The sequence below is a fragment of the Blastopirellula marina genome (assembly GCF_002967765.1).
Taxonomy (GTDB): Bacteria; Planctomycetota; Planctomycetia; order Pirellulales; family Pirellulaceae; genus Bremerella; species Bremerella marina_A.
In genome coordinates this window covers 167796-183808 of record NZ_PUHY01000004.1, presented here as the reverse complement: position 1 = coordinate 183808, position 16013 = coordinate 167796, and the positions used below count along the sequence as shown (strand labels likewise).

Here is a 16013-nt window from a genome sequence, read left to right as displayed (position 1 = left end):
GGATGTCGGCAAGCCATTTCCTCGATCGCGGTTATCGCAACGTGGCGTACATCGGCCCTGCTCCGCACATGCGTTATGGCAACATCATGGAAGAGACGATTCGCGAGACGCTGACCCAAGATGAAGCAAACCTGCACGTGTTCGAATATCGTCCTCGCGATGATACGCTCCGCGAGCATGGCATCCGCTCGAACGAACAGGGCCTAAGACGTTGGCTCATGGATCTTCCCAAACCGGTCGGCGTGATTACCTGGAGTGCGATCGTCGGGAGAACGGTCATGACCCAGTGCGCCAACGCCACGATAGAAGTCCCCGATGACGTTGCCATACTTTGTATCGAGGACGACTCGCTGATGTCTGCCTTGGCACCGGTTGAACTTTCCAGCTTGGATCAGGCGGGACGAACGGTCGGATACCGGGCAGCCGAACTGCTCGATCAAATGATTCAAGGGAAGCCGGCCCCCGAAGAGCCGATCGCAATTCCGCCACGCGGCGTATTCGCCCGGCGATCTTCTGACGCCAGTGGCTTTCAAGATGAGATCGTGGCCGAGGCGATCAAATACATTCGCGACCACGCGGATCAGCCGATCCAGATTCATGATGTGGAACGGGCACTGAATGTATCTCGACGGGTACTCGAAAACCGATTCGAGCGCTCCGTTGGACGCTCCCCAGCAGTGATCCTTCGCCGTGTCCGCTTAGAACGAGCCGCGGTTCTCCTAAGAGATACCGACCTGGCGATTCCCGAGATCGCGTTTAGGTGTGGTTTCAATCACACCGAGTCGTTCATTCGCAGCTTCAAACGTACGATGGGGGACGTCCCGAGCCAGTTCCGCCGCAAGAATCGGCGGAACGATAACGAAGGGTAGCCGATGCGCCGACCAAGCTCAGCTACTACAACGGTTGCGACTCGAGCTGAACGAGCTGTTCCAGTTGCTGTTGAGTCGATTCATCCGCGACCGTCGGCAGGTTGAGCAACAAAGCCCGGCGTTCGAGCCAAAACTTGAGACGCTCCAACTTGACGATATCCAACTGATATTCTTCTTGCTTGGTTTCAACCGAATCAAGCTCTTCGCGAGCCTTGGCCAACTCGTCGTAGGCGTCATGCTCTAAAATCAACGATCGTAATTGGTCTGGTTCCTGGGTCAGTAAAAATGTTACACGCGGGTGCCAAGGATTAGTAATTTCCGGCCAACGCTCCTTAAGGGTCGACTTGATTTCGTTTCGTTTTCGTCCCATTGTTTGCTGATGTTTGCGAACTTCGCCATCAACTTCCCGTTTCTCTTTCTGTTTTGCTTTAATAGCTTCTTCAATGTCCTTGCCGCGATCGCTGCCAGTTAAATCGTAACGCTGACTCAGACCTTCGATCACTGCACGCTCACATGGATCGGCTGTTGCTAACAACACATCAATCGGCGAATGAATCGTCACCAAGTCCTTCTTGCCATCTGTGGTCGAATACTCACGCAGGAAGAAGTCGGACGTTCGTGTCGGAATATCGATCGTGTCCGCATTCAAGGCCGTGTAGGCGTGGGCCTCTAACAACGAGGTACGGCCGTCGTTGTCGAAGTCTGGAGCCAAAGTCACCTCGCCAGTGCGTGTTGTGCCGCTTAATGCTTCCCAGAAGTAGGAAGAATACTCGCGGTATTCCGCTTGATTGATGTTCGGTGTGCAACCGGCAGCCACGCGATCTGGGACCGTGGAGAAGAACCCACAGCGTGGATGATCAGACATGCCGTTCTTCGGATCCCCGCCACGAAAAATCAAATTGCCAAAGCCACCGCTGTAGCATTGCACCATCACTGCGACAACCGGCATGTCTCGAGGTAACTCGTCGAGCTTCTCGGTCCACGACTTGACCGTCATTGTCTTGTGATCCCACAAGTGAATGTGGTTGCCAGTGAAGCTAGGGCGATTCGAGCGACGATCGTTCGATTTCGATTCACTGTCAGACTTATCGTCCTTCTTCTCTAGTTTTTCATCGGAGGCCTCGTCCTCCTCCATATCCTTGTCTGAGCCGTCGTCCTCTTTCGCCTCTAGCGTCTCACCTTCCGACTTTTCATCGTCGTCGGCAATCGCAGCCGTAGGGCGGCGTCCGCGTGGGGATCGTGAAGGTCGTTCACGTCCCCCGTGGCCGGTGAAGTAGAGAACCAATCGGTCGTCCGACTTGAGACGTTGTGAGAGGTCTTTGAGTGTTTGATCGATCGTGCCTGGATCGGCCGCCCCCACAACGCCGGGAACTTCGCTGGTGCGATAGTCAAAGCGAATACCACTGGACGGTCCAACGATCTCGGCCAGCAGTCGATGCAGTTCCTCAGGCCCCCGATCTGGATTTTGGAACTGAAGATCTGCCTCAGGAGCGGTCCCATCGGCGAACAAGATCAGATGCTCTTCCCCATCACGACCGAGCTGCGAAAGTGTTCGCAAAAAGTAGAGAACGTTGTTTTCAAGTGATACCTGATTGCTTTCTGGAGTTGGCCCCCCACCAATGGTCAGAAAGTGATCAGCAGCCCAAAGCTGATGGGGGACTGTTACTGTTAGAATCACGGTAACACAGAAGAGGAAAATGATACGACGCATCGCGGAACCTAACGACAGGAGTTCGTGACGAAACAAGACAGGTCGGCAGTTCCTTCGCCGGGTTGGGGCAATCCTCCTGAAGTTGAACCCCGGTCATTGCGAATTAGACCGGGGGGGACGCATTCGCAGCTCGTGGATGGGGGCTCGTTCAATATAACCGTGTTATCCGACGAGAGCACGTAACAAAAAGTTTCCTGTTCGGCGATTCCGCCCCCTGAGAGTCCTGTTTGACGATTGGGCAGCGTTGATCACCGTAGAACACTAGCCGAATTGGGGATTCACGCCGAGAATTCTTGCAATATGACCGCATAATCGGCTCAGACGGCATCCCCCGGCGTTATCGCTAGCAGGTTGCCTGGAATTGGGGGATCGCAAAGATAGTCGTAGCGCGATCGCCGGTATACGATGAGATTTCGTTGGGCAGCGAAGTACTCGCTGGCGAGAAACTTCTCTCCAATTCATTTGCCAGAATCATAACGGAAGAACATGGATAACAACGACGAAACGCCCAAACGACGAAACGACAAGAGCGGCAGCGGCGGCAACTTGTGGTACGTCGTTCTCGCCGGCATTGCCATTTTCCTGGCCGTACTCTATCTCATTCGTCCCACTTCGGATGAACTCTCTCAGCCAGAGCTGGAAAATCTGATTTCCGCAATGGAGAAAGATGTCAAAGGAGACTTCACCGGCGGCACCACCGTCCGACGCAAGGATAGCGAAGGCAAAGTCTCCAATATCGAGTATTCCAACCTCCACGATGTAGAAATCGGCCCAACCTCGGTCACTGGCAAGGTCGATCGCTATAACGCCGACTCTAAAGACCCAACCACCGCGACTACGAAAGATCAAAAGATCGTCACGTATCTCGTTCGCAGCGAGAACGCGGCTGGCAAGATCCAATCGATGCTCGATGAGAAAGGTTTCACCGATTACAAAGCCATCGGCCCGCCTAACTTCTTCGAGATCTACGGTGGCATGCTGTTGGTCATTGCTCTAGGCATTGCGTTCTGTTACTTCATGATTCGTCGCATCGGTGGCACAGGCAGTGCAATCGCTTTTGGTCGCAGCCGTGGCAAATTGCACATGCAGGATGATCTGAATATCACCTTCGACGATGTCGCTGGGATCGAAGAAGCGATCGACGAAGTAAAAGAGATCGTCGACTTCCTCCGTTCTCCAGAGAAATACCAGGAATTAGGCGGACGCATTCCAAAAGGTGTCCTGCTCGTAGGACCTCCAGGAACGGGTAAAACGCTGCTCGCCAAGGCAATTGCTGGCGAGGCTGGCGTCTCGTTCTTCAGCATGAGCGGCTCCGACTTTGTGGAAATGTTTGTCGGTGTAGGTGCGGCGCGTGTGCGTGACTTGTTCCAGCAAGCCGCCGCCAAGAGTCCCTGCATCATCTTCATCGACGAATTGGATGCACTCGGTAAAACACGAGGTGCCGGTCTCGTTGGCGGACATGATGAACGGGAACAAACGCTTAACGCGTTACTCGTGGAAATGGACGGTTTCGAAGCCAATAACGGCATTATCTTGATTGCCGCGACCAACCGCCCAGAGATGCTCGATCCAGCCCTGCTTCGCCCAGGCCGATTCGATCGCCAAGTACTCGTCGATCGTCCAGACGCTGGTGGACGCGAAGACATTTTACGTGTCCACGTACGGAGCGTTAAGCTGGACGATACCGTCAACCTGAAGGGCGTTGCCGCAATCACCACCGGCTTCTCAGGTGCCGACCTGGCAAACTTGGTGAATGAAGCCGCGTTGCTCGCAGCAAGAAAGGGCAAACCTGCCGTCGGCATGGAAGAGTTTGACGAAGGGGTCGAGCGTGTTACTGCTGGGCTCGAAAAGAAACAGCGTGTGATGCATCAGGATGAAAAGCTGCGTGTCGCCTATCACGAAAGTGGCCACGCATTGGTAGCCTACTGCCTGCCGAATACGGATCCGGTACACAAGGTATCGATTATTCCCCGCGGGATGGCTGCCCTGGGTTACACAATGCAACGTCCCACGGAAGATCGCTTCCTGATGACGCAAAGCGAGCTGGAAAGCCGCATCCAGGTTTTGCTCGCGGGAACGCTCGCGGAAGAAATGATCTACGAAGAGATTTCGACCGGAGCTCAAAACGACCTAGAACGAGCAACTGAGATTGCACGAAGCATGGTCACCGATTTTGGAATGAGCCGCCTTGGCCGCGTGAATTACCGAGCCAGCGGACGGTCGGCCTTCATTCCTGAGCAGTCGGAAGAAAGAGCTCGCTCGCACAGTGAAGAAACCTACCGCGAGATCGACCTGGAAATCAAACGCATCATCGACGAACTGCTCCTTCGAACGAAGCGGATGATGGAAGATCGACGTGCCGCGTTGGTCACCCTATCCGAACGATTGATGGAATTGGAAGTGGTCGATGCCGACGAATTGAAACGTGTGATCGAAGAAACTTCTGACGGCCCTCGGATCGTGCCAGGCACGGAAACCAAACGCTCGGGCACACCGATGGAAATCAACGCCGACGATATTCCACCTTCCTCCGGAACGATGGATCAAGGAACGTAACCAACGGCTCGACTCAAGATCAAAAAAGTTACCTAAGCCCTTGCTGGGCGACCCAGTCATCTTTCTATGCCTGGCTCGTCTGGCGAGGGCTTTTTTCTAGATCGAAACCCATCCCTGCGTTACGATGCGTTGACTCGAATATCGATGCTTTGGCGAGGAATCACGCATGTGGAAGATCATCGGAACATTACTCTCAATTGGCTTGGGTGTTGCCATCACCTACTGGGAAATGGTCCCACAAACGCACGTTCCTTACGATACGTGGACGATGTCGGAAGAGGAAGCGTATGACGTGGCGGAAGCGACGCTGCGATACCAATTTGAACAGGCCGAAAAAATCCCCCAGACCAAACAAAAGCGTTGGATGGTCATGACTTATGGGGATTTGGCCAGCGCTGAGTTTATGACTCGATTCTCGGATCGGAAGAATTTGGCAATCGACTATCCTGAAAACCCGAAACAAGCTGAGCAGATTGCGCTGTTCGTGATCGAACGTACGAAGCGAATCGATGACGAAACAATGGTAGTCACTGCATCGACAGTGGGCGCAGATCCGAAGGCTGTCGGACCAACGTTGGATGATTTCGTGGTCGTCCTAACCAATGGTAAATGGGAAGTTGATCCCACTCGAGCAGTCGAGCCTTAGACGAAAATGCCTATCGAGTCGATTCGAACCATGGGTAATGGCTCGCCATCGCATCTTTCACGACGCCCGTCACAATCTGAATGCTGACAGGCTTCTCAAGCAAAGAGAACACTTCGACATGCTCGGCCTGATTCGCGATCGCAGGATCGAGTGCCCCAGTCAGCAGGATGTACGGAATGTCGATTCCCAAGCTTCGACATGCTGAGATCGATTCGAGACCAGTCCGCTGAGGCATGTGGAAATCGAAAAGCGCCACATGGACGGTCGCCTCTTGAGCGACGTGAATTGCTTCTTCCCCGTCGGCGGCCAAAAGCGGCGCGAACCCACGACGGCTAAACACCTCGGCCATCGTCTCGCGAAACGAGCGATCGTCGTCGGTGATCAACATGACTGGTTGGGTAGAATTTCGCATGGCAAGGCCGATACGGACGCATAAAGTGTTGGCAGGGCAACAAGTTCGATGCTCTTACATGCAAATGTAGTTCCCTTTTTTTGCAATAAATGCTTCCGCCAGCAATACCAATCAATCGGAACCGATAAAAACAGAATAAAACTTCTGAAACCCCTATTTCCCGTCGTGTGAGGGAAACGTAATGAGGCCTATTAACTGCCAATTTGACAGGCCTATCAAAATAAACCGCCCACTTTATCAGCATTGTTGATATTGAACGCGTTTTTCGGTTGAAATCACAAGGGGTACTTATAACTAAGTCGTGATTTCGTTATAACTTGCAACATGCGAGCGGCCCCCTTCGATGGTTGGTCGGAGTAGCGGCCGAGAGGCGATTTCGTCGCCCTTAAGCTATCTAGAGACAACACTTGCAAACGAGATTCTGCCAACATGGAGTCTCGATTTCGGAAAGGGTCTGTGGTGAGCTCGGCACCCAATTTTTTTCAGCGCAACGAGTTCCTGTTGCGACGCCTGCACTCCTTGTTTGGACTGGTTCCGGTGGGCGCCTATGTCACTGTGCATTTGCTGGTGAACGCGAGCGTTTTCGCCTCGCCTGAGCTGTTTCAGCGACTGGTCTTTCATATTCACTCGCTGGGTCCGATTTTGCCCTTGGTCGAGTGGACGTTCATCTTCCTGCCGATCATTTTCCACGGCGTTTATGGTTTGATCATCACCAAAGATGGTCATCCCAATACCCAAGCCTACCCCTATAACAGCAACTTTCGCTACACGATGCAGCGAGCGACCGGTTTGATCGCTTTCCTGTTTATCGCCTGGCACGTGTTCCAGATGCACGGATGGATTCATTCCGAGTTTTGGGTGAAGTACGTTGCCGAGCCGTTGGGTGGGGCGGAATTCTCGCCGTACAACGCTGCCAGCAGTGGTGCCGAAGCGATGCAGGGCTCGATCATCTTCCCCATCCTTTACGCCATCGGCGTGCTCGCCGTAGCTTTCCACTTGGCGAACGGGATCTTCACTTTCGGGATCACCTGGGGGCTGTGGGTCAGCCCGAAAGCACAGAATGGAGCCAAGCTCGCCGCCAACTGCATTTTCGTTGTCTTGGCGGTCGCTGGCATGGCTTCCATCGTCGGACTCTACACGATGAGCAGCGAAACGATCGCCGAAGTCCGTGTTGAGGAAGACGAAGCGTACAAGATCCTGTCCGAGACGGGCGATATCTTGCCAAACGCACACAAGCACTCCAAACAGTCTGAATTCTACGAAAACAACGACGAAGAAGAGGCCCCTGAGGCTGAATCGGAGCGTTAAAGCTACGTGACTTCTTTCGGTTCTCATCGAAGGAAGAAACGCCGCCAATTGAAAACCCAAGAGCCAAAGGTGGATGGGAATGGCAGAGAAGCGAGTCCTGGTTGTCGGTGGTGGTTTGGCCGGTTTGGCCGCTACCATGAAGTTGGCCGAATTAGGCATCAAGGTCGACTTGATGAGCCTTACGCCGGTCAAACGCTCGCACAGTGTGTGTGCTCAAGGGGGCATCAATAGCGTCAACGACGCAACACGCCAACTGGGAGACGACGAATACAAGCACTTCGACGACACCGTCTACGGCGGTGACTTCCTGAACCATCAGCCGCCAGTCTACGAGATGGCGATGTGGGCTCCGAAGGTTATCGACCTGATGGATCGCCTCGGCGTGACGTTCAACCGCACGCAAGAAGGTTTTCTCGATCGACGTCGCTTTGGTGGTACGCTCTACAAGCGAACTGCCTTCGCAGGTGCCACTACGGGCCAGCAACTTCTGTACGCCCTCGACGAACAAGTTCGTCGCTGGGAAGTTGAAGGCATGGTCAAGAAGTACGAGATGTGGGACTTCCTTGGTCCTGTGTTGAACGAGAACGGCGTTTGCGTTGGTGCCACGGCTCAAGACCTTTACAGCATGGAAATCCGCTCGTTCCCGGCGGATGCGGTCGTTGTTGCCAGTGGTGGCTGCGGGCTGATCTACGGTCGTTCGACGATGTCGATGACCTGCAACGGAAGTGCAGCCAGTCGCTGTGTTCAAGCCGGTGCGAAGTATGGCAACGGTGAGTTCATTCAGGTCCATCCAACCGCAATCCCAGGTGCCGATAAACTTCGCTTGATGAGCGAAAGTGCTCGTGGTGAAGGGGGACGTGTTTGGGTTCCTAAAACGCCTCACGACACACGTAGCCCGAAAGACATTCCCGAAGGCGAACGTTACTACTTCCTGGAAGAACGCTACCCGGAATACGGAAATCTGGTTCCGCGCGACATCGCTACGCGTGAAATCTTCGACGTGTGTGTGAATGATGGCCTGAGCGTCGAAAAAGATCGACAATGCGTCTACCTCGACCTGACGCATATCGAAGCAAGCGAGCTGAACCGAAAGTTGGGCGGTATCCTCGATATCTACCGCAAGTTCCAAGGTGTTGATCCTTGCTACACGCCAATGCGTATTTTCCCAGCCGTTCACTATTCAATGGGTGGCTTGTGGACCAATTACGCAAAGAAGGAAAGTGGTGGCTTGGTGGCTGGGTCCCCGACCAACCAGGCAACCAACATCCCCAACCTGTACGCAATTGGTGAAGTGGATTACCACTACCATGGCGCGAATCGCCTCGGAGCCAACTCGCTACTCAGCTGCATCTTCTCTGGCCTGTTCGTCGCACCAGGCCTGGAAACCCTGTTAAGCAACATGAAGCCAGGTTCCACAGCCGCCGATCAGCCGAAATCACTGTACGAAGACTCGGTCAAACAACATCAAGGGCGGCACGATGCGTTGCTCAAACAAAGCGGTGACGAAAATCCGTACCTGATCCATCAGGAACTCGGCAATGTGATGACCGCCGCCGCAACCGTAGTGCGTGTCAATTCCCAGCTGGAAGAGGCAATCGGTAAACTGGCCGACCTCAAACAGCGTGCTTGGAAGTGTGCCCTGTCCGACACGGGAAATTGGTCGAATCAGAACGTGCTGTTCACCAAGGCCCTACAGGACATGTTCCCCATCGCCGAAGCGATCCTCAAGGGCGCATTAGCTCGTGACGAATGCCGCGGTGCCCACTACAAGCCTGAGTTCGAATTGCCAGGCCTCACTTCGACCGATCCGGCCGAACATCGTCGCCAAGCGGAAGAATGGTGCGACAAGTTCGAGGCGAACATCGACAAGTTCCTTAAGAGCTCGATCGCAACCTACGACGGAAACGACGTGAACATAACGTACGAAGAAGTCGATACCAGCATCGAACCTCCACGCCCACGTTTGTACGGCTTAGTGGGCGCAGAGGAAATCAGCATCGTTTGGAAAGAACGTAAAGCCAAGAAGAAAGCTGCCGCTCAAGAGGCTGCGGCGACGAATTAGAGAGCATTGCCGCTTGGCGGACCGAGTTGCCGCTTGGCGGACCAACAAATCAACATCGTGAGCTGACTAGAAGTCAACGATTAAACTAGCCAATAGGGCCTAACCGATGATTGCCCACGCAAATAAGCCAAAGACCTTCTACGTGAAAATTCTCCGCCAAGATGGCCCGGGGAAACCGAGCTATTGGCAGCGGTTCGAGCTCGATTATGAGCCAGAGCTGAACGTGATCAGCGTACTGCAGAAAATCGCAGCCAAGGCCAAGACTTCCAGCGGTCAAAAGACCACGCCCGTTTGCTGGGACTGTGGCTGCCTGGAAGAAGTTTGCGGGGCATGTACCATGATCATCAATGGCCGGGTGCGTCAATCGTGCTCAGCCCTGGTCGACAAATTGCTGGAAGACGGCCTGGAAATCGAACTTCGTCCGATGACGAAGTTTCCCGTCGTTCGCGATTTGTTCGTCGATCGTAGCCGCATGTTCACCGCTCTGAAAAAGATCAAAGGCTGGATCCCAGCCGACGGTTATTATGACCTAGGACCTGGGCCGAAGCAGTCGCGTTACGACCAAGAAGTCGCCTACCCGCTCAGCGAATGCATGACCTGCGGATGCTGCGTGGAAGCCTGTCCCCAATATGGCAAGATCGAACTTACGCAGCGATCCGGCGAATCGGACGAAGCGTTTGAAGATCGCAAGACCGACGCTTATACCAGCGGCTTCGTCGGCCCAGCTGCGATCAGCCAAGTAGTTCTGTTCAACCTGCATCCAACCGGCAAGATGATCGCTCGAGATCGCTTAGACGTGATGGCTCAAGAAGGTGGCATTCAGATTTGCGGCAACGCTCAGAACTGTGTGGCAGTTTGTCCGAAAAAGATCCCCCTGACCATGAGTATCGGTAAGATCGGTCGCCAAACGACTTTCAATACACTACGACGCTGGTTCGACCGCGGAGCGAAAGCCCACTAACAGGTTGACGTCGCGAGTGATCTCGCCTCCGCATTTAACAACCCAGCCCCAACGGCGTGGTAGAGGCCCATCGATTCAAGAAACTTCTACCTTGCCCTTGGGGCTCGATTCATTCTTGAATCCCACCGCTGGCTAAAGCCATGGTTGCCGTCGATCGCCCTCCCAGGTCCGACAAATCGACTCTTATCGACGATACGCCCCATTTGATACCAAATCAATCGGTTTGCAAACAATGGCCAACTCAACAGCCTCCCCTACCGGACGTTTCAGCGACAAAGTTGCCTTAGTAACCGGAGCGAGCGATCGAGGAATTGGGGGAGCGATTGTCGAGCGACTCTCGAAAGAAGGGGCCTCAATCGTCATCGCCAATCGTCACGAACCGAAGCGAGTCCTTAAACGCCTCGAACGCCTCGGCACGCCCCATCTCTTTCATACATGTGATGTCACCAGTGCCGAACAAATTGCTGAACTCAAGACACTCGTAGAACAACATTTTGGCAAAGTTGATTTCCTGATTAACAATGCTGGTATCGAGTTGTGCCACAATCTGGAAGACTACGGCGAGACAGAGTGGCAGCAACTACTCGATATTAATCTGACAGGCGCGATTCGGATGACGCGAACCTTCTTGCCGTTGCTGCCGTCGCCAGGAGGAGTGATCTTGAATGTCGCGTCCGCGCTAGGACTCGGTGGATGTGTCGGCTTCTCCGTCTACAGTGCCAGCAAGGCTGGCCTCACTGGTTTCACACAATCGCTGGCCTGGGAGCTAGGGCCAAAGAAGATCCGTGTCGTCGCCGTCGCGCCAGGAATCGTAACCACGCCTATGGCGATGCGATTTGCCGACGAATGTGAAACCCGCGAAGAGGTGGAGAAACTTCGCCAAGACATTGAATCGGTTCACCCGCTCGGCGTCGGTGCCACGCACGATGTCGCCAATGCAGTTGCCTTTCTCGTTTCGGACGAAGCCAGCTGGATTACTGGCGTCACCCTACCACTCGGCTGGGCACCGCATTATGATTTGCCGATGCATCGGTACGTGTAATACGACCGAGCACCTTACCTGAGCAGACCCCGAAATCTCTACGCGTTTTCCGTTAGCAAGAAATCCAACGCAATCTCTGCCGCTTCTTCGGTTTTCTCGTACGGCACCATGTGCCCGCACTCTTCTAATTCGATAAGCTTCGCATTTGGCAGATGCGCAGCATAATACTCACCGTGGGCAGCGGGGATCAATTTGTCCTGCTTGCCCCAAATCAGTTGCACCGGGCTATCAAGCCGATGCAAATGCTGCAACAGCTTGGGATTGTGCAGGTAAGGGTTCCATCCCACTCGGGCCGTTGCCTCGCGGGCTCGTAGCCACATTAAGATGCGAGGGTCATTCACGTCACTTGGGAAGTAGTCCTTCGCCTCTTGGCTTTCCGGATTGAAGAACAGAAGCTTTCGCAGATCGTCGAATTCGTCGATGAATAGCTCAGCCATTGGGGCACCGTCGACATGAAGACCAGCTGCGGCAATCATCACCGTGGGACCAATCAACCGCGGACGAAGGAGCTTCACTTCCGAGGCGATCCAAGCACCAAGCGAGTAACTAACCACCGGTACGTCTTCCAACCCCAGCTCTTGGATCAAATCGACATAGTGCCATGCCATGTCGTTAATATCATCGATCCGGTCAAGTCCTTCGCTCAGAGCAAACCCAGGATGCGCAGGCAAGTAAACGGTGTGCTTCTCGGCAAGCTTTTTATGAAACGCGATGGGCTCAGTCTCGCCCCCTGCCGAGTGCAAGTAAAGCAAGGGCGGGCCTTCTCCCAAAATCGTAAGCTGGGTTTTCTTGCCGGCGATGTTGAGCGTTTTGTTTTCAGATTTGATAGTGCTAGGCATGGATTTATTTGCGAGTCAGACGGGACCTGACCTCCTCAAGGTGAAGCGGGTTGATGTCGGATACAGTCCAACCTAAGACAAGGCTGACTCGACGTTCAACTCTTCGCGAAGACCAGGCATGACCTTCTCGGCGAACAGTTTCATGCTCTTGCAGGTCAAATCGTGCGGCAAGGTACCAAGCTGGAACAAGCCCAGCAAGTTGCCAACACCCAGCTTCTGAATTCGCTCGGAAAGCTTCTGGCGAACGGTCTCGGGGCTACCCACGATCGCATAGCCACCTTTCTCGATGTCTTCGCGCGTTTCACACGTGCTCATGAACTGCTGGAGCCCTTTTTGAATCCCGGCAATGGATCGAGCCGACGTGTAGCCGGGCGGGAAGACAACCAAACCCTTGAGCAACTTCTTAACGAAGTACCACAGGTGTGGCTCGTACTCGGCCCAAGCTTGCTCGTCCGTCTCCGCCGTGTAGATCGGCAACAGCCAACCAAGCTGCTCGGGGTCGGCCGTGTAATCACACTTCTCGCAAGCATCGCGGAACATGTCGAAATTCCGCTGGAAGAAGTCCATGTGGAAGTAAGGAATACCCATATAGGCAAAACGACGTTCAGCAACGAACTGAATTGTCTCGCGGCTGCCGGCCCCCGGAATCCAAATTGGTGGGTGCGGTTGCTGGATTGGACGTGGCCATGGGTTTACGTACTTTAGCTTCCAATGCTTGCCGTAATGCTCGAAAGGACCAGGCTCGGTCCAAGCTCGCATGATCAGGTCGAACGCCTCGCGGTACATCTCCCGCGCGAATGTGGGATTCTTTGAGAAGCTATAGTACTCTGGTCCGCCTCCGACCACCAAGCCGGCGATCAGTCGCCCGCCACTGATGCAGTCAATCATCGCGAACTCTTCCGCGCAGCGCGTCGGCGGATCGTAAAACGGAATCGCATTCCCCACGACCGCGATCTTGCAGTTCTTGGTCTGCCGAGCCAAGATCGATGCCATCAAGTTGGGGCTGGGCATGGTGCCGTAAGCATTTTGATGATGCTCGTTGACACACACCCCATCAAAGCCCAATTCATCGGCCAGCACCAGCTGATCGAGATAGTTGTTGTAGAGCTCGCCGCCGTGCTGCGGATCAAAGATCTCGTTCGGCAACCACGTCCAAGCGGTCTTGTGGTTTTTCTCGAAATCGTCCGGGAGTCGATCCCACGGCATCAGGTGGAAGGCGAAGAATTTCATGTGCGTTTGCTCGTCAGAAAACTTCTCGTGCTCTCGCTACCGTGTTTCGGCGAGAGAGTGCTGAGAGTCAGGGAAACATGCGTTCGCTTCCACTTCTCTCGAATCCCTAATAAAGTCGCCAAAATACCCATTCGTGGCAACCCGAGAAGTTGAATTCTGCATGCAGTAGGCGCAAAAAAACACCTCGGAAAGGTGCGAGACCAATCCGAGGTGTTGTTTATGGCAAAATGGCGTAAGTGAATCTTACTTCGCCAATTCCAATTCTTTCTTGCGTTCGGCGACGACTTCTTCCTGAATGTGGGACGGGGTTGGCTTGTAGCTACCCAGTTCCATGCTGAAGGTACCCTGACCTTGCGTCATGCTTCGCAGTTCCGTGGCGTAACCGAACATCGCGGCGAGTGGAATTTCAGCCCGAATGACGGTGGTATCACCATTCATGTCGGTCTGATTGACCATACCGCGGCGAACGATGATGTCGCCAGTAACAGGACCTTGGAAGGCTTCTGGAATTTCAACTTCCACGTTCATGATCGGCTCGAGCAAAGTCGGCTTCATCTTCATGAAGTTCTCGCGGAAGCAGCCTTGGGCGGCAATCTTGAACGCCATTTCCGAGGAGTCCACATCGTGGTACGAACCATCGGAAAGGGTAACCTTCATGCCGACCACGGGGAATTCGGCCAATGGGCCCTTTGCCATGCAGTCTTCAAAGCCACGCATAACGGCGGGGATGTATTCCTTAGGAATACGCCCCTGGCTGATCTTATCCTCGAACACGAAGTTTTCGGCGTCTTCGGTGTCCTGCGGAAGCGGTTCCATGCTGCCCACGATATGAGCGAACTGACCGGAACCACCCGTCTGCTTCTTATGCTTGTAGTTGTACTCGACCATTTGCGTCGGGCTTTCGCGGTACGAAACCTTCGGTGGGCCGGTGACGACTTCCACCTTGTATTCGCGTTTGATTCGCTCGACGTAAACGTCTAAGTGCAACTCACCCATGCCTGCGATGATCGTCTCGTTCGTCTCAGGATCGGTGAACACGTGGAAGGTTGGGTCTTCCTTACGGAAACGTTGCAACGCCTTGCTCAGTTTGTCGCTGTCGTCTCGGCTTTTCGGGGCGACCGAAATCTTGATCACCGGGATAGGCACAAAGATGTTTTCCAGCGAGCAGAACTCACGTTCCTTGGCGTAGGTATCACCAGACGCACAATCGATACCGGTCACGGCGATAATATCGCCAGCACCAGCAGTGTCGATTTCTTCACGCTTGTTCGAGTGCATACGCACAATACGAGCGAAACGCTCCGTCTTACCAGTACGCTGATTGACGTAAGGTTGCCCCTTTTCAATCTTACCCTGGTAAATACGCATGAACGTCAACTGACCGTAGGGATCTTCCACGATCTTGAATGCCATACCAACAAACGGTTTGTCGTTATCGCAAGCCAGCGGAATCTTGTCTTCCGATTCGTGGAAGGTGTTCGCAGCGTACTTCACTTCCAGTGGCGAAGGCAGGTAACGCACGATCGCGTCCAACAGCGTTTGCACGCCCTTGTTCTTGAACGCGGTACCCATGAAGACCGGCGTGATCTGCAGGCCAACCACGGCGTCGTGGGTGGTCTTGTAGATCAATTCTTTCGGCACATCTTCTTCGGCCAGAAGCAACTCCATGATCTCGTCGCTGTAGTTCGACAATGCTTCCAGCATGTCGTGACGAGCCAATTGTGCTGTTTCGACCAGGTCTTCAGGAACTGCTTCCTTGCGGACCGTTTCGCCTTGTTGGCCATCGTAGTAAATGGCTTCCATTTCGATCAGGTCGACAACACCCTTGAAGTTCTCTTCCTTACCGATCGGAATCTGGTAGGCAATCGCGTCGACGCCCAGTTTGGCGCGCATCTGCTTGATCACGCTATCGGGGTTGGCACCCGTTCGGTCCATCTTGTTGATGAATGCCAGGCGCGGAACCTTGTAACGCTTCATCTGACGGTCAACGGTGAGGGACTGAGCCTGAACACCACCCACCGAGCACAACACGAGGATCGCACCATCGAGAACGCGAAGCGAGCGTTCCACTTCAACGGTAAAGTCAACGTGGCCTGGGGTATCAATCAGATTGATCGGGTGACCATTCCAAGCAACGCTGGTTGCGGCCGAGGTAATCGTGATACCTCGTTCCTTTTCCAGTTCCATGTGGTCCATGGTCGCACCGTCGCCACCACCGCGGACTTCTTCGATCTTGTGAATACGGCCGCTATAGAACAGGATGCGTTCGCTCAGAGTCGTCTTACCGGAGTCGATGTGAGCCGAAATACCGATGTTTCGTAGTTTCTTCAGGTCCATAATGTCACGATTAAAATGAAAAACAGGTGTAAGGGAGCAA

Annotated in this window: 12 protein-coding genes; 7 read left to right on the top strand and 5 right to left on the bottom strand. The window is 53.9% G+C overall.

Annotation, left to right across the window (positions count from 1 at the left end; all coding sequences use genetic code 11):
• Positions 1-2: 2 nt before the first annotated feature.
• Positions 3-869, top strand: a complete 867-nt coding sequence (locus C5Y83_RS02180) for a substrate-binding domain-containing protein (RefSeq protein ID WP_158262194.1) — start codon at positions 3-5, stop codon at positions 867-869.
• 25 nt (positions 870-894) lie between these two features.
• On the opposite strand, the gene C5Y83_RS02175 is transcribed toward C5Y83_RS02180, so the two are convergent.
• Positions 895-2580, bottom strand: coding sequence for a hypothetical protein (locus tag C5Y83_RS02175; RefSeq protein ID WP_233207045.1), 1686 nt, complete (start codon positions 2578-2580; stop codon positions 895-897).
• Between the two features lie 486 nt (positions 2581-3066).
• Between C5Y83_RS02175 and ftsH the strand changes: the two genes are divergently transcribed.
• Positions 3067-5136, top strand: a complete 2070-nt coding sequence (gene ftsH / locus C5Y83_RS02170; protein WP_105328011.1) for an ATP-dependent zinc metalloprotease FtsH — start codon at positions 3067-3069, stop codon at positions 5134-5136.
• Positions 5137-5302: 166 nt separating this feature from the next.
• Positions 5303-5782 carry a hypothetical protein gene (locus C5Y83_RS02165; RefSeq protein ID WP_105328010.1) on the top strand — a complete coding sequence of 160 codons (480 nt, stop codon included), beginning with the start codon at positions 5303-5305 and terminating at the stop codon, positions 5780-5782.
• A 10-nt stretch (positions 5783-5792) separates the two neighbouring features.
• Here the strand turns inward: C5Y83_RS02165 and C5Y83_RS02160 are convergent, their stop codons facing one another.
• The gene (locus C5Y83_RS02160; protein ID WP_105328009.1) at positions 5793-6194 is read right to left on the bottom strand and encodes a response regulator; all 402 of its coding nucleotides are present in this window, start codon (positions 6192-6194) and stop codon (positions 5793-5795) included.
• A gap of 501 nt (positions 6195-6695) precedes the next feature.
• Here C5Y83_RS02160 and C5Y83_RS02155 point away from each other — a divergent pair.
• The 4 genes from C5Y83_RS02155 to C5Y83_RS02140 all read left to right on the top strand — a co-directional run bounded on the left by C5Y83_RS02155 (position 6696) and on the right by C5Y83_RS02140 (position 11567).
• A complete protein-coding gene (locus C5Y83_RS02155) occupies positions 6696-7502 on the top strand; it encodes a succinate dehydrogenase cytochrome b558 subunit (protein ID WP_233207044.1) in 807 nt (268 codons plus the stop codon).
• A 79-nt stretch (positions 7503-7581) separates the two neighbouring features.
• Entirely contained in the window at positions 7582-9564 is a 1983-nt protein-coding gene (gene sdhA / locus C5Y83_RS02150) for a succinate dehydrogenase flavoprotein subunit (protein ID WP_105328360.1), read from the top strand.
• Positions 9565-9670: 106 nt separating this feature from the next.
• Positions 9671-10525, top strand: coding sequence for a succinate dehydrogenase iron-sulfur subunit (gene sdhB / locus C5Y83_RS02145; protein WP_105328007.1), 855 nt, complete (start codon positions 9671-9673; stop codon positions 10523-10525).
• Positions 10526-10757: 232 nt separating this feature from the next.
• Positions 10758-11567, top strand: coding sequence for an SDR family NAD(P)-dependent oxidoreductase (locus C5Y83_RS02140; RefSeq protein ID WP_105328006.1), 810 nt, complete (start codon positions 10758-10760; stop codon positions 11565-11567).
• A gap of 38 nt (positions 11568-11605) precedes the next feature.
• Here the strand turns inward: C5Y83_RS02140 and C5Y83_RS02135 are convergent, their stop codons facing one another.
• The 3 genes from C5Y83_RS02135 to fusA all read right to left on the bottom strand — a co-directional run bounded on the left by C5Y83_RS02135 (position 11606) and on the right by fusA (position 15973).
• The gene (locus C5Y83_RS02135; protein ID WP_105328005.1) at positions 11606-12406 is read right to left on the bottom strand and encodes an alpha/beta fold hydrolase; all 801 of its coding nucleotides are present in this window, start codon (positions 12404-12406) and stop codon (positions 11606-11608) included.
• A 72-nt stretch (positions 12407-12478) separates the two neighbouring features.
• The gene (locus C5Y83_RS02130; protein ID WP_105328004.1) at positions 12479-13636 is read right to left on the bottom strand and encodes an LLM class flavin-dependent oxidoreductase; all 1158 of its coding nucleotides are present in this window, start codon (positions 13634-13636) and stop codon (positions 12479-12481) included.
• A gap of 243 nt (positions 13637-13879) precedes the next feature.
• Complete coding sequence (fusA, locus tag C5Y83_RS02125) at positions 13880-15973, bottom strand: elongation factor G (RefSeq protein ID WP_105328003.1); 2094 nt, start codon at positions 15971-15973, stop codon at positions 13880-13882.
• Between the last annotated feature and the right edge of the window lie 40 nt (positions 15974-16013).

What these genes read in the sequence shown, in the direction of transcription:
- C5Y83_RS02130 (WP_105328004.1), bottom strand. Translation starts at nt 13,636, where the DNA reads ATGAAATTCTTCGCCTTCCACCTGATGCCGTGGGATCGACTCCCGGAC.
- C5Y83_RS02160 (WP_105328009.1), bottom strand. Translation starts at nt 6,194, where the DNA reads ATGCGAAATTCTACCCAACCAGTCATGTTGATCACCGACGACGATCGC.
- C5Y83_RS02135 (WP_105328005.1), bottom strand. Translation starts at nt 12,406, where the DNA reads ATGCCTAGCACTATCAAATCTGAAAACAAAACGCTCAACATCGCCGGC.
- sdhB (WP_105328007.1), top strand. Translation starts at nt 9,671, where the DNA reads ATGATTGCCCACGCAAATAAGCCAAAGACCTTCTACGTGAAAATTCTC.
- C5Y83_RS02165 (WP_105328010.1), top strand. Translation starts at nt 5,303, where the DNA reads ATGTGGAAGATCATCGGAACATTACTCTCAATTGGCTTGGGTGTTGCC.
- C5Y83_RS02140 (WP_105328006.1), top strand. Translation starts at nt 10,758, where the DNA reads ATGGCCAACTCAACAGCCTCCCCTACCGGACGTTTCAGCGACAAAGTT.
- ftsH (WP_105328011.1), top strand. Translation starts at nt 3,067, where the DNA reads ATGGATAACAACGACGAAACGCCCAAACGACGAAACGACAAGAGCGGC.
- fusA (WP_105328003.1), bottom strand. Translation starts at nt 15,973, where the DNA reads ATGGACCTGAAGAAACTACGAAACATCGGTATTTCGGCTCACATCGAC.
- C5Y83_RS02175 (WP_233207045.1), bottom strand. Translation starts at nt 2,580, where the DNA reads ATGCGTCGTATCATTTTCCTCTTCTGTGTTACCGTGATTCTAACAGTA.
- C5Y83_RS02180 (WP_158262194.1), top strand. Translation starts at nt 3, where the DNA reads ATGTCGGCAAGCCATTTCCTCGATCGCGGTTATCGCAACGTGGCGTAC.
- sdhA (WP_105328360.1), top strand. Translation starts at nt 7,582, where the DNA reads ATGGCAGAGAAGCGAGTCCTGGTTGTCGGTGGTGGTTTGGCCGGTTTG.